The following is a 14,064-nucleotide window of genomic DNA, read 5'->3' as shown; positions in this document are numbered from 1 at the left end:
GCCTCAGCCCTGGGCGGCCACGGGTCGGTCCACGTCGACCCGCCCCGGCTCGGCGAGCAGCGGCGCGAAGGCCAGCTCGGCCGCACCCAGCAGGGAGGCGTCGTCGCCGAGCGACGACGGCCGGATGTTGAGGACGTCGCGCGCCGAGATCAGGCTCTGCGGATCGAGCCCCTCGAGGACGATCGTGCGGCGTGCGGTGAAGACCTGGCTGAGCAGGCCGCCCAGCACGACGACCTCCGGGTTGAAGAGCGCGAACACCGGCCGCAGGCCGACACCGAGCCAGTGCGCGACGCCGTCGACGGCCTGACCGGCGCGAGCGTCACCGGCGTCGGCGGCCTTGATCAGCTCCGCGACGGCCGGTGGCCCGCCACCGGGGAGGCGTCCGGCAGCCGCCAGCAGCTGGTTCTCGCCGACCTTGGTCTCCAGGCAGCCGACCGCGCCGCACCGGCACTGGTCGCCGTTGCTGTCGACCATCACGTGCCCGACCTCGCCGGCGAAGCCGGAGGCGCCGCGCAGGGGCAGGCCGCGGACGAAGAAGCCTCCGCCGATGCCGACGCTGCCGCTGAGGTAGGCCACGTCGTCGGCGCCGACGGCGGCACCGCGCATGTGCTCGGCGAGTGCCCCGAGGTCGGCGTCGTTGGCCGTCACCACGGGCAGGCGGAGCTCGGTGGCCAGCAGGTCCGCGAACGGCACGTCGGTCCAGCCCAGGTTGGGCGCGAAGCGCACCATCCCGTCGCTCTCCCTGACGGCTCCGGGCACCGACACCCCGACCCCGAGGAGCCGGCTGCCCAGACCGAGCGCCATCAGCTCGCCGCACATCTGCGCGACGGTCTCGGCGACGCGCTCGCCGTCGTGCTCGCCGCGCTGGTGCAGCCGGGTGCGCCGGTCGAGGACCACGCCGCCGAGCCCGACGACCGCGACGGTGATCCGGTCGACGTCGAGCGCGACTGCCAGCACGGTCACGTCCTCGCGCGGCGCGACCACCAGCGACGGTCGCCCGGACCGCCGACCCGGGACGACCGGCTCCTCACCCGGCGGCACCTCGACGAGGAGGCCGATCTCCTCGAGCTGCCGGGTGAGGTCGCCGATCGTGCTCCGGTTCAGGCCGAGGGTCGTCGTGAGCGCCGCGCGCGTCGTCGGCCCCTGCAGGTGGACCTGCGTCAGCAGGGCGCTCATGTTCGCGCGGCGCACTGCTTCCTGCCCGAGCCCGGCTCGTCTGGCCACTGGGCCCCCCTTCGTCCTCCCGCCCGTCAGACCCTTCCGCTCGCCGCGGCCCTGCGCCGGCTGACCGCGTCGACGCTCGCTGCGAGCAGCAGCACCAGGCCGGTGATCATGTAGACCCGGCCCTGCGACTGGCCCTGCAGGGTCATGCCGTTGACGATCACGGTGATCACGACCGCGCCGAGGATGCCGTCGAGCACGCGTCCACGGCCGCCGAAGAGGCTGGTGCCACCGATCACGGCGGAGCCGACGGCGAACAGCAGGACGTCGGAGCCACCGGTCTGCGGGTTCACGGAGTTGGTGCGGCTGGCCAGCAGCACCCCGCCGACCGACGCCAGCATCGAGCACATCATGAAGCACGAGATCTTCACCCGCGCGACGTTGATGCCCGCGCGCCGGGCCGCCTCGGCGTTGCCGCCGACGGCGTACACGTGCCGGCCCCACGCGGTGCGGGTCAGGAGGAACGTCAGGACGACGAGAAGACCCGCCACGATGACGATCACGATCGGCACGCCCTTGAGCGAGGCGAGGAAGACGTTGCGGCTGCGCTCCTTGGAGAGGTACGCCGTCGCGGCGATCAGCACGGCCGCGAACGCGATCGACTTGAGCACCCAGACGAGGATGGTCGGCGTGGGCAGCCCGGCCCGCTGCCGCTGCAGGCGGCGGCTGAACCCGAGTGCGGCGTACGCGATCACGGTCAGGCCTGCGAAGGCCCAGCCCAGCCACAGCGGCATGTTCTTGTTCATGATCGCGAGCAGGTGCGAGTCGCGGTAGGGGATGGTGCCGCCCGCGCCGGTCATCAGCAGCAGCACACCCTGCAGGGCGAGGAAGAACGCCAGCGTGACCACGAACGACGGGACGCCCAGCTTGGACACCAGGAGTCCGATCACGAGCCCGACCAGCGCGCCGAACAGGAGTCCCCCGATCAGGGCGAGCACCCAGTTCAGGTTCTGGTCGAGGATCAGCTTGCCGACGACGGCCGCGCCGACGCCGCCGGTGTAGCCCGCGGACAGGTCGATCTCGCCCAGCAGCAGCACGAAGACCAGGCCCATCGCGAAGACGGCGTAGGCCGACCCCTGGAGGACCAGGTTGGCGAAGTTGAAGGCGTTGGTGAACTGCGTCCCCGACAGGACGGTGAAGACGAGGACGAGCACGATCACGCCGGCGAGCGCCGGCAGTGCGCCGACGTCTCCTCCGCGGATCCGCGCCCGGTAGTCCTCGAAGACGGCTCCCAGCGACTGGGGACCCCTCGGGGCGACCGCCGGCTCGGTCGTGGTCTCTGTGGCGCTCACGCGTCCGCTCCCTTCGTGCCGTTCGTGGCCCTGCCGGTGGTGATCAGCTCCACCACCTGGCTGTGCGTGACGTCCGCGGTCTTGACCTGGGCGACCATCGCGCCGAGGTAGAGCACCGCGATGTCATCGGCGACCTGCATGACGTCGTTCATGTTGTGGCTGATCAGCACGACCGCGAGGCCCTTGTCGGCGAGGCGGCGTACGAGCGCAAGCACCTGCTCGGTCTGGGCGACGCCCAGGGCGGCGGTCGGCTCGTCGAGGATCACGATCTTGGAGTTCCAGAGCACGGCGCGGGCGATCGCGACGGTCTGGCGCTGGCCACCGGAGAGCGAGGCGACCGGCGTGCGCACCGACTGGAGGGTGCGGACGGACAGCCCGTCGAGGGTCTCTCTCGCTCGGGTCTCCATGGTTGCCTCGTTCAGCAGGCCGCTCGCGGTGAGCTCGCGGCCGAGGAACATGTTGTGCACCACGTCGAGGTTGTCGCACAGCGCGAGGTCCTGGTAGACGACCTCGATGCCGAGCGCGTTGGCGTCGCGGGGATTGTGCACGGCGACGGGCTTTCCCTCGAAGAGGTACTCACCGGCGTCGAAGCCGTAGATGCCGGCGACGCCCTTGATCAGGGTGCTCTTGCCGGCACCGTTGTCGCCGACGAGGGCGGTGACCTGGCCGGCTCGCACGTCGAGGTCGACGCCCCGCAGGACGTGGACGGCGCCGAAGCTCTTCTCGATGCCGCGCAGGGTGAGGATCGGCGTGTCCGCGCCGACCGGTGGACGCTCTGTCTGGGTGACGCTCATGGAGAGGACCTTCCGGGTGGAGCGGCCTGGGACCGCCGGGGAGGGGTTCGACAGGACGGGACGGGAATTGACCGTGTGGGTGCCGGCCCGAGCCGACACCCACACGCTCAGGTCAGCTGATGCCGGCCGCGGTGCAGAGCTTCGCGTACTGGCCGGTGCAGATGTCGGACGCCTTCTGGAACCCGTCGTCGATGACCTTCTTGACACCGTCCTTGTAGATCGCTTCCGGCGTCGCCAGTGCGGACTTGACCTCCTGGTTGGTGGTCGTGTCCTTGACGGTCTTGTTGGCCAGGCTGTCAGCGGTGGCCTTGTCGCCCTTGATGACGGCGATCGCCAGCTTCGACGCCAGGTCGGCCTCGAGGTTGGTGTTCTTGTAGACGGTCATGCACTGGGTGCCGGCGAGGATCCGCTGCAGGCCCTCGATCGAGGCGTCCTGACCGGTGACCGGGACCTTGCCCGCGAGGTTGTTGGCCGCGAGCCGGGCGATGATGCCGCCGGCCATCGTGTCGTTGGCGGACACGACGCCGTCGATCTTGCCGTTGTTCTTGGTGTACAGACCGTCGAAGGCGTTCGCTGCCTTCTGGTCGTTCCACTCACCGGAGACGTCGCCGACGAGCTTGTAGTCACCGGAGTCGATCTTCGGCTTGAGCGCCTGCTCGTAGCCGCTCTTGAACAGCGCGGCGTTGTTGTCCGTGGCCGCACCGTCGATGTAGATGATGTTGGCCTTGGTCTTGCCCGCGTCGGTCAGGCACTTCTGCAGGCCCTGACCCATCAGGCTGCCGACCTCGACGTTGTCGAAGGACACGTAGTACGACGCGCCGCCGCCCAGCGTGAGCCGGTCGTAGTCGATGCTGACGATGCCCGCTGCCGCAGCCTTCTTGAGGCAGGCGGCGCCGGAGTCGGAGTCGAGGTTGACGATCATGAGCACCTTGACGCCCTCGTTGATCATCGAGTCGCAGATCGTGCCGAACTTGGAGGTGTCGCCGCCCGCGTTCTGGATGTCGGAGCCGATGCCGGCGCTGTCGAAGGCCTTCTGGAGGCTCGGCCGGTCGTTGCCCTCCCAGCGGGGAGAGGTCGTGGCATCGGGGAGGATCACGCCCACCTTGCCGCTGGCCTTGCTGCCGCTGCCGCTCGACGAGCCTGCAGACGGCGTCTTGTTGTCGCTGCTGTTGTTGCTGCTCCCGCACGCTGCCGCACCCAGCAGCACCAGCGCGCTGGCTGCGGCGGTCAGGGCAATGCGGGTGCTCCTGGTTTTGAGCATCTGTCCAACCTCCAGAGGAGTCTCGCGCGTGACGGCCGTCACGCGTTATGTTGTCCAAAACAACATAACCGCCTCCATGCGGCTTGTACAGGCAGGTGTAGACCGGTTTTGTTGTCTGCCAGAACGATCAAGGGATGTGATGGACATGGAGTACACCGCGACGCGCGAGGACCGCTTCACCTTCGGACTGTGGACCGTCGGGTGGCAGGGGGTCGACGTCTTCGGCGGCGCGATCCGTCCGCCGCTCGACCCCGCCGAGGCGATCCACCGGCTGGCCGAGCTGGGGGCCTACGGCATCACGTTCCACGACAACGACGTGTTCCCGTTCGGTGCCGACGAGGCCACCAAGAAGGCCCACCTCGCCCCGCTGCGCAAGGCGCTCGACGAGACCGGGCTGGTGGTCCCGATGATCACCACGAACCTGTTCAGCCACCCCGTCTTCCGTGACGGCGGCTTCACCAACAACGACCGCGACGTACGCCGGTTCGCGCTCCGCAAGGCCCTGGACAACATCGACCTCGCGGTCGAGATGGGTGCCCGCATCTTCGTCGCCTGGGGCGGTCGTGAGGGCGCGGAGTCCGGCGCTGCCAAGGACATCCGCGCCGCGCTGGACCGGTACGCCGAGGCCTTCAACCTGCTCGGCCAGTACGTCGTCGACCAGGGCTACGACCTGCGCTTCGCGATCGAGCCCAAGCCCAACGAGCCACGGGGCGACATCCTCCTGCCGACCATCGGGCACGCGCTCGCGTTCATCAACGAGCTCGACCACCCCGAGCTGGTCGGGCTCAACCCCGAGGTCGGTCACGAGGAGATGGCCTCGCTCAACTACGCCCACGGGCTGGCCCAGGCGCTCTGGCACGGGAAGCTGTTCCACGCCGACCTCAACGGCCAGACCGGCCCGCGCTACGACCAGGACCTGCGCTTCGGCGCCGGCAACGCCCGGGGTGCGTTCTGGACCGTCGACATCCTCGAGCACGGTGGCTACGACGGGCCGCGGCACTTCGACTTCAAGCCGCCGCGCACCGAGGACATGGACGGTGTCTGGGCGTCGGCCGAGGGCTGCATGCGCAACTACCTGATCCTGCGGGAGAAGTCGCGTGCGTTCCGCGCCGACCCCGAGGTGCAGGAGGCGTTGCGGCTGGCTCGTGTCGACCAGCTCGGCGTGCCGACCGTGGCCGAGGGCGAGACGATCGAGGACCTCCGTGCGGAGGCCTTCGACCCCGACGCCGCCGCCGAGCGGGGCATGGGGTTCGAGCGTCTGGACCAGCTCGCGCTCGAGCACCTCTACGGCGTCCGTTGAGCCGATGACACGCCTGGTCGCCGGGGTGGACACGTCCACCCAGTCCTGCAAGGTGGTCGTGGTCGACGCTGCGACCGGTGACGTCGTCCGGCAGGGCCGGGCGAGCCACCCCGACGGCACCGAGGTGGACCCTGCCGCCTGGCTCGTGGCCCTGCGCAGCGCGATCGACGAGGCGGGCGGTCTGGACGACGTGGCCGCCGTCTCGGTCGGCGGCCAGCAGCACGGCATGGTCTGCCTGGACGACGCCGGAGCGGTCGTCCGCCCGGCGTTGCTGTGGAACGACAACCGCTCCGCCGGTGCCGCGCTCGACCTCGTCGCGGAGCTCGGTGGCCCGGAGGCATGGGCGGAGCAGATCGGCGTGGTGCCGGTCGCGTCGGTCACGGTGACCAAGCTGCGCTGGCTGGCCGAGCACGAGCCGGACCACGCCGGCCGGACGGCGGCGGTCTGCCTGCCGCACGACTGGCTGACCTGGCAGCTCGCCGGTGCGCGCGGGCTGGACGCCCTCGTCACGGATCGCGGCGACGCCAGCGGCACCGGCTACTGGTCCACCGTCGACGACGCCTATCGCCACGACCTCCTGGTCCGGGGGCTCGGCCACGACGCGCAGGTGCCCACCGTGCTCGGACCCCGCCAGGAGGCCGGAGCGGTTGCCGGTCTCGGGGCGATCCTCGGTCCGGGCACCGGGGACAACGCCGCCGCCGCCCTCGGGCTCGGCGCCGGACCGGGCGACGTGGTGGTCTCGATCGGCACCTCGGGTGTTGCGTGCGCGGTCTCCGAGGTCCCGGCGCGTGACCACTCCGGCATCGTGGCGGGCTTCGCCGACGCCACGGGTCGGTACCTCCCGCTGGTGGCCACGCTCAACGCCGCGCGGATCCTCGACGCGGCGTGCCGGATGCTCGGTGTCGACCACGACGGTCTGTCCCGGCTCGCGCTCTCGGCGCCGGCCGGCGCCGGCGGGCTCGTGATGGTGCCCTACCTCGAGGGCGAGCGCACGCCGGTCAAGCCCGACTCGACCGCGTCCCTCCACGGGCTGACGCTCGACACCGCCGAGCCGGCTCACCTGGCCCGGGCCGCGGTCGAGGGCCTGCTCTGCAGCCTGGCCGACTGCCTGGACGCCCTCGAGGCCCAGGGCAGTGTGGTGCGCCGCGTGCTGCTGACCGGCGGCGGCGCTGCGTCCGAGGCGGTGCGCAGGATTGCGCCGTCCGTGCTCGGGCACCCCGTGCACGTGCCGCACCGGCTCGAGTACGTCGCCCGCGGCGCCGCCCGGCAGGCGGCGTGGGTGCTCTCCGGTGAGGCCGAGCCACCGGCCTGGGAGCTGCCGACCGCCGAGGTCAGCGAGGCCGATCCCACGCCGCAGGTCCGAGCCCGCTACGCCGCGGCGCGGGAGCTGACTCTCGACCGGACCCCGGGGGTAGCCTCGTAGCCGGCTCTGGGGACCCACAGACCCGTTGAGTCGTGGGTTCCGGTCCCAGGGCCGCCGGTTCGGGTGCATCGACCCGTCGGCTCCTCGGGCTGGGACCCACGGCTCAGCGTTGGGCGGCTCAGCGCTGGGCGGATCGGGTGCGGCGGTACGTCGTCGTACGCTCCACGACCGGGCGGCCGATGCCGGCGCCGATCTCGACCAGCTCCTCGACGGTCTTGGCCGACCCGTGCTCCGAGCCGGCCATCCGCGAGATGGTCTCCTCCATCAGCGTGCCGCCGAGGTCGTTCGCTCCGGCGCGCAGCATCGCGCGCGTGCCGTCGACGCCGAGCTTGACCCAGCTGGTCTGGATGTTGTCGATCCGGCCGTGGAGCATGATCCGGGCCATCGCGTGGACCGCGAGGTTGTCGCGCAGGGTCGGCCCCGGCCGGGCGACGCCGGCCAGGTAGATCGGCGCGGAGTGGTGCACGAACGGCAGCGGCACGAACTCGGTGAAGCCGGCGACGCCCTGCTCGAGGTTCTGCTCCTGGATCCGCGCGAGCACGCGGAGGTGCTGGACCCAGTGGCGCGGGTTGTCGACGTGGCCGTACATCATCGTCGAGCTCGACCGCACGCCGACGCGGTGCGCGGTGCTGACGATCTCGATCCAGGTACGGGTCGGCAGCTTGCCCTTGGTGAGCACCCAGCGCACGTCGTCGTCGAGGATCTCCGCCGCGGTGCCGGGGATCGTGTCGAGGCCGGACTCGCGCGCCTTGATCAGGAAGTCCTCGAAGGACAGGCCGGTGCGCGAGGAGCCGTTGACGATCTCCATGGGGGAGAACGCGTGCACATGCATGTCGGGCACGCGGTTCTTCACTGCGGCAGCCAGGTCGAAGTACGCCGTGCCGGGCAGCTCGGGGTCGATGCCGCCCTGCATGCAGACCTCGGTGGCGCCCAGCTTCCACGCCTCCTCGGCGCGGTCGGCCACCTGCTCGAGCGAGAGCGAGTAGGCGTCGGCGTCGGTGCGGCGTTGCGCGAACGCACAGAAGCGGCAGCCGACGTAGCAGACGTTGGTGAAGTTGATGTTCCGGTTGACGACGTAGGTCACCTCGTCGCCGACGGTGTCGCGGCGCAGCTGGTCGGCCAGGGCGATCACGTCGGCCAGCAGGTCGCCCTCGGCGGTCATCAGGGTGAGGGCGTGCTCGTCGGAGAGGTTGCCGGGGTCCTTCTCGGCTGCTCGAAGGGCGGATAGTCCGTCACGTTCGGACGCCGAAATGTCCGAAGCGGCATGCTTTTCGTGCCGGACTATCCCGTCCTTGAGCTCGTCCCAGTCGCCGTAGACGTCGGCGAAGTCGGAGCGGCGGTCGGCGGAGCGGCCCTCGGTGTCGACGGCGGTGTGAAGGTCGACGCGACCGTGGCCGGCGACCGCGAAGCCGCCGTCGGGCTCCTGCCACGGCAGGCCGGACGGGCGCGCGGCGCCGTCGGTGATCTCCGCGGACACGAGGCCGTCGTCACCGGCGAGGGCGGCGACGTGGGCGGACACGCGGGGGTCGATCCAGGGCTCGCCGGCCAGGACGTACTCGGGGTGCGCGGTGAGGCGCGCGCGCAGGTCGAAGCCGGCGGTGGCCGTGACCGACCGGAGCCGCTCGAGGGAGGGCCACGGGCGTTCGGGGTTCACGTGGTCGGGCGTGAGCGGCGAGACGCCGCCCCAGTCGTCGACGCCCGCCCCCAACAACCTGGCGCACTCCCCGGATCCTTCAGAGCTGTCCACGAGGTTCGGTGGGGCCTGGAGGCGGACCTTGGGGCCGAGCACGATGCGCGCGACGGCGATGGCGGCGACGTACTCGTCGAGCGCGAGGTCGTCGGTGTGCCGCATCGCGGTGTCCGGCTTGGCGCGGAAGTTCTGGATGATGACTTCCTGGACGTTGCGGTACTGCCGGGCGACGCGGCGGATCGCGAAGATCGAGTCCGCCCGCTCCTCGAGGGTCTCGCCGATCCCGATCAGGAGGCCGGTCGTGAACGGGATCGAGAGCCGGCCGGCGTCCTCCAGGACCTGGAGGCGGCCGGCGGGGTCCTTGTCGGGGGAGCCGAAATGGGCCTGCCCCTTCTCCTCGAACAGTCGCCGGGAGGTGGTCTCGAGCATCATCCCCATGGAGGGGGCGACCGGCTTCAGCCGGTTCAGCTCCTCCCAGGACATCACGCCGGGGTTCAGGTGCGGCAGCAGCCCGGTCTCCTCGAGCACGCGGATCGCCAGCGCCCGCACGTAGGCCAGGGTCGAGTCGTAGCCCTGCTCGTCGAGCCACGCCTTGGCCTCGGGCCAGCGGTCCTCCGGCCGGTCGCCGAGCGTGAAGAGCGCCTCGGTGCAGCCGAGCGCGGCGCCCTCGGCGGCGATCGCCAGCACCTCGTCGGGGGAGAGGTACGGCGCCCGGCCGTCGCGCGCGGCCTGGCCCGGCGTCTCGACGAACGTGCAGTAGTGGCAGCGGTCGCGACACAGCCGGGTGACCGGGATGAACACCTTCGGCGAGTAGGTCACCACGCCCGGCCGGCCGGCGTCCTCCAGGCCACGGTCACGGACCCGCGCAGCCACCGAGGTCAGCCGCTCGAGATCGTCGCCGCGCGCCGCCAGCAGCACGGTGGCCTCGGCCGCGTCGAGCGCGGCGCCCCGCTCGGCGCGCGCCAGGGCGCGGCGTACCTGCTGCGGGGTCGGGGTGCTCTCGGTGGCGGCCATCGACGACAGGCTATCGACCGGGGCCGCGCCCCGAAGGGCGCGCCCGGGGAGCGGTCGGAGCGGTCAGGGTCAGGAGACCCACTGCTTGAGCCGGGCCATGATGTCGGCCGGGTCGTCGCCCACCGGCGTGACGTTGAGACTGGTGACGCCGGACTCGGCGAAGGCCGCGATCCGCTCCTTGACGTAGGACTCCGGGCCGACCAGGTTCGCGGCCTCGAGCCACTCCAGCGGCACCAGCGCCTCGGCGTCGCGCTTGTTGCCGTTGAGGTACAGCTCCTGGATCTCCGCGGCCTCCTTCTCGTAGCCGTAGTGGCAGGCCAGGTCGTTGTAGAAGTTCCGGCCCTTCGCGCCCATGCCCCCGACGTACAGCGCGAAGAGCGGGCGCGCGAAGTCGAGCAGCGCCTTGGTCTCCGGGCCTTCACCGATCGCGACCATGCCGCCGGCCACGACCTCCAGCGGGCCGAGGTCCGCGGAGCGGTTCTTCGCCCCGGCGGCCAGCGGCTCGCCCCACACGCTCGCGGCCTTCTCCGGGTAGTACAGGTGCGGCAGCCAGCCGTCGGCGATCTCGCCGACCAGCTCGACGTTCTTCTCCCCGAGGGCAGCGACGTAGATCGGCACGCTCGAACGCTCCGGCTTGGTGAGGAGCTTGAGCGGCTTGCCCAGGCCGGTCACCGCGCCGTGCTCCTTGTCGAGCGGCAGCGTGAAGATGCCGTCGCTGGTGAGCCTCTCCCGGCTCATGCCGGCGCGGATGATCTCGATGATCTCCCGGGTGCGGCCGAGCGGCTTCGAGTACGGCACGCCGTGGAAGCCCTCGATCACCTGCGGGCCGGACGCCCCCAGGCCGAGGATCGCGCGACCCTGCGACACGTTGTCGAGGCCGGCGGCGGTCTGCAGCAGGGCGCCCGGGGTGCGCGAGTAGATGTTGAGGATCGCCGACCCGATCTCGACGGTCTCGGTCTTCGCTGCCAGGTAGCCCATCAGGGTGGGGGAGTCGAAGCCGTAGGCCTCCGCAACCCAGACGGTGTCCAGCCCGGCCTTCTCGAGCGCGACCACCTGGTCGGCGGCGGTGCGGGGGTTGCCGTCGTACATCAACATCGTGGAGAGCTTCATCGGGCACCTTGTCGTCGCGGACGGGGAACTACCGTGACAGTAGTGCTGTCAACGTCCTGAGGCCAGATCCGTCCGGTGTGACCTGGCGTACGCCGCGACGGGACCGGGGTCACCGGCGGTGCAGCACGGCCCGCTCGACCAGCTTCTTCGCCTCGTCGGCGACGAGCACGAGGCTGGCCAGTCCGACGGCGAGGGCCCAGTCCGAGGGGCTCATCGGCACGGTGTCGAAGGCGCGGTTGAGGAAGCCGACGTGCACGACCGCGACCTGCAGCGCCGCGGAGAGGGCGATCGCGGCCCACAGCCACCGGTTCGTGAACAGCCGGCGGAAGGCACTGACCCGGTCGGAGCGGGCGTTGAGGCAGTTGAACAGCTGGGCCAGGACCAGCGTGGTGAACGCGACCGTGCGGGCCTTCTCGACGCTGCCCGACCCGCCCAGCAGGCCGCCGTCGAGCCGCAGGTCGAGCGCCGCCAGGGTGACCGCAGCCATGACCGCGCCGACCCAGAGGATCCCGAGCCACATGTCCAGGTCGATGACCCGGTCGGTCATCCGCCGCGGTGGGCGGTTCATCACGTCGTCGGGAGGCGGGTCCACCCCGAGCGCCAGGGCCGGCGCGCTGTCGGTGAGCAGGTTGATCCAGAGGATCTGCGTGGCCAGCAGCGGGACGGCGAGCCCGCTCCCCGCGGTCAGCCCGAGCGGCCCGGCCAGCACCACGCCGAGGAACATCGTGAGCACCTCGCCGATGTTCGAGGAGAGCAGGAAGCGGATGAACGTGCGGATGTCGCTGAAGATGCCGCGCCCCTCACGCACCGCGGCGATGATCGTGGCGAAGTTGTCGTCGGCCAGCACCATGTCGGCGGCCTCCTTGGTCACCTCCGTCCCGGAGCGGCCCATCGCGACGCCGATGTCGGCGGCCTTGAGCGCGGGAGCGTCGTTGACCCCGTCGCCGGTCATCGCGACCAGGTGCTGGTTCGCCTGCAGGGCCCGGACGATCCGGAGCTTGTGCTCGGGCGCGACCCGGGCGTAGACCGTGATGTCGCGCACCGCGTCGCGGAGCTGCCGGTCGTCCATCGCCTCGAGCTCGGCGCCGGTGAGCACGGCCCCGCCGGGCTCGATCAGGCCCAGGTCAGCGGCGATCCGCCGGGCCGTGCGGGGATGGTCGCCGGTGATCATCAGCACCCGGATGCCGGCGCGGTGCGCCTCGGCCACGGACGCCTGCGCCTCGGGGCGGGCCGGGTCCATGATGCCGACCACGCCGAGGTGCACCAGCTCGTGCTCCAGGTGCTCGCCCGCCTCTGCGTCGGCAGGCAGCGGCCGGTAGGCGACGCCGAGGGTCCGCAACGCCTGGTCGGCGAGCGCGTCGACCTGCGCGAGCAGCTCGGCCCGGCGTACGTCGGTCAGCGGGACGATACCCGCGGAGGTCTGCTCGTGGGTGCACCGTGAGAGCAGCACGTCGGGTGCTCCCTTCGTGACCACCGCGAGCCGGCCCTCGGCAGCCGCGTCGGTCGCGAGGGCGCTCATCAGCTTGCGCTCGGAGGTGAAGGGGACCTCGTCGACCCGGGTGAACCGGTTCCGACGTGCCTCGGTGAGGCCGATCTTCGCCTCCGCGACCAGGAAGGCCGCCTCGGTGGGATCGCCCTGGATCGACCACGAGCCGCCGTCGGCGACGAGCGCGGCGTCGTTCGCGAGGCTCCCGCCGCCGATGACCAGCTCGACCTCGCGCAGCACCCGCTCGTCGTCGAGCGGGCGGCCGTCGACGACCAGCGCGCCCTCGGGGTCGTAGCCCGAGCCGCTGACCTCGACGTACGCCGACGGCGTGAGCACGGCCCGCACGGTCATCTCGTTGCAGGTCAGCGTGCCGGTCTTGTCCGAGCACACCACGCTCGCCGAGCCGAGCGTCTCCACCGACGAGAGCCGCTTGACGATCGCGCGCTGCGCGGCCATCCGCTGCACCCCGAGCGCGAGAACCACCGAGAGGATCGTCGGCAGTCCTTCGGGCACCGCGGCCACCGCCAGCGAGACGCCGATGAGCAGCACCGCGACGACCTCCGAGGCGGTGCGCACCTCGGTGGTGAGGAAGATCGCCGAGGTGACCACCACCGCGATCACGATCACGGCCACACCCAGCATCCGGCCGATCCTGCTGACGTCTCGCTGCAGCGGCGTGCTCTCCTTCTCCGTCGACTCCAGCAGCGCGGCGACGCGCCCCATCTCGGTGTCCATGCCGGTGCTCGTCACGATCGCTCGGCCGCGTCCCCGGCTCACCGCCGTGCCTCCGAACACCATGTCCAGCCGGTCGCCGAGCGCGGTCGCGCCCGGAAGCGTCCGCGCGTCCTTGAGCACCGGCACGCTCTCGCCGGTGAGCGAGGCCTCGCCGACCGTCAGCGCGGACGCCTCGACCAGGCGGGCGTCCGCGCCGACGGCGTCGCCCTCCTCGAGCACGAGCACGTCGCCCCGCACGAGCTCGGCCGACGGGACCCGCACCACCTCGGAGTCCCGGAGCACCGACGAGGTGGCCGCCGTCAGCCGCTGGAGCGCCGCGACGGCCTGCTCGGCGCGGGCCTCCTGGACGTAGCCGAGGACGGCGTTGGCCACGACGATCAGCGCGATCACCACCGCGTCGTACGGCACCCCCTCCGCGCCCTCGACCAGCCACGCGACCAGCGAGATCGCGATCGCCGCCAGCAGCAGGAGCACCAGCGGGTCGGTGACCTGCCGGAGGACCGCACGCCACCGCGGCTCCGGCGGCTCCTGGCGCAGCACGTTCGGGCCGTCCTGCTCGAGCCGGGCCGCGGCCTCGGCGGCGCTCAGCCCGCGAGTGGTCCGGGTGTCGAGCAGGTGCGCGACCGCATCGATCTCGAGGCTCCACGGTTGCGGGACGGGCCGCTCGGCCTGCGCGGCCGTCTGTCCGGTCGTCTGGGCGACCGTCGCGTCCATGGTCCGAGCGTACGACGCCCCGCA

At 71.6% G+C, this 14,064-nt stretch carries 9 protein-coding genes; 2 read left to right on the top strand and 7 right to left on the bottom strand.

Annotated elements, in window-relative coordinates; translation table 11 throughout:
- Positions 1 to 3: 3 nt before the first annotated feature.
- The 4 genes from EFL26_RS20785 to EFL26_RS20770 form a co-directional block, all read right to left on the bottom strand.
- The gene (locus EFL26_RS20785; RefSeq protein ID WP_246000315.1) at positions 4 to 1,224 is read right to left on the bottom strand and encodes an ROK family protein; all 1,221 of its coding nucleotides are present in this window, start codon (positions 1,222 to 1,224) and stop codon (positions 4 to 6) included.
- A 26-nt stretch (positions 1,225 to 1,250) separates the two neighbouring features.
- Positions 1,251 to 2,513, bottom strand: coding sequence for a sugar ABC transporter permease (locus EFL26_RS20780; protein WP_123224842.1), 1,263 nt, complete (start codon positions 2,511 to 2,513; stop codon positions 1,251 to 1,253).
- On the bottom strand, positions 2,510 to 3,307 hold the full coding sequence (locus EFL26_RS20775; RefSeq protein WP_123224841.1) for an ATP-binding cassette domain-containing protein: 798 nt from the start codon (positions 3,305 to 3,307) through the stop codon (positions 2,510 to 2,512). The genes EFL26_RS20780 and EFL26_RS20775 overlap by 4 nt, the downstream gene beginning before the upstream one ends.
- Before the next feature lie 112 nt (positions 3,308 to 3,419).
- Positions 3,420 to 4,568 carry a sugar ABC transporter substrate-binding protein gene (locus EFL26_RS20770; RefSeq protein WP_123224840.1) on the bottom strand — a complete coding sequence of 383 codons (1,149 nt, stop codon included), beginning with the start codon at positions 4,566 to 4,568 and terminating at the stop codon, positions 3,420 to 3,422.
- Between the two features lie 145 nt (positions 4,569 to 4,713).
- Here EFL26_RS20770 and xylA point away from each other — a divergent pair, with 145 nt between their 5' ends.
- Positions 4,714 to 5,868 carry a xylose isomerase gene (gene xylA, locus EFL26_RS20765; RefSeq protein WP_123225122.1) on the top strand — a complete coding sequence of 385 codons (1,155 nt, stop codon included), beginning with the start codon at positions 4,714 to 4,716 and terminating at the stop codon, positions 5,866 to 5,868.
- A gap of 4 nt (positions 5,869 to 5,872) precedes the next feature.
- Positions 5,873 to 7,291: a xylulokinase gene (xylB, locus tag EFL26_RS20760; protein ID WP_123224839.1), complete on the top strand. Its 1,419-nt coding sequence runs from the start codon at positions 5,873 to 5,875 to the stop codon at positions 7,289 to 7,291.
- Positions 7,292 to 7,409: 118 nt separating this feature from the next.
- Here xylB and EFL26_RS20755 read toward each other — a convergent pair whose 3' ends face one another.
- The 3 genes from EFL26_RS20755 to EFL26_RS20745 all read right to left on the bottom strand — a co-directional run bounded on the left by EFL26_RS20755 (position 7,410) and on the right by EFL26_RS20745 (position 14,040).
- Complete coding sequence (locus EFL26_RS20755; RefSeq protein ID WP_123224838.1) at positions 7,410 to 9,995, bottom strand: bifunctional FO biosynthesis protein CofGH; 2,586 nt, start codon at positions 9,993 to 9,995, stop codon at positions 7,410 to 7,412.
- A gap of 69 nt (positions 9,996 to 10,064) precedes the next feature.
- On the bottom strand, positions 10,065 to 11,105 hold the full coding sequence (locus EFL26_RS20750; protein WP_123224837.1) for an LLM class F420-dependent oxidoreductase: 1,041 nt from the start codon (positions 11,103 to 11,105) through the stop codon (positions 10,065 to 10,067).
- Between the two features lie 109 nt (positions 11,106 to 11,214).
- Positions 11,215 to 14,040 carry a cation-translocating P-type ATPase gene (locus EFL26_RS20745; RefSeq protein WP_123224836.1) on the bottom strand — a complete coding sequence of 942 codons (2,826 nt, stop codon included), beginning with the start codon at positions 14,038 to 14,040 and terminating at the stop codon, positions 11,215 to 11,217.
- Positions 14,041 to 14,064: the final 24 nt, after the last annotated feature.

Source organism: Nocardioides pocheonensis (assembly GCF_003725535.1).
Taxonomy (GTDB): domain Bacteria; phylum Actinomycetota; class Actinomycetes; order Propionibacteriales; family Nocardioidaceae; genus Marmoricola; species Marmoricola pocheonensis.
This window is presented reverse-complemented; position numbering and strand designations above follow the sequence as displayed.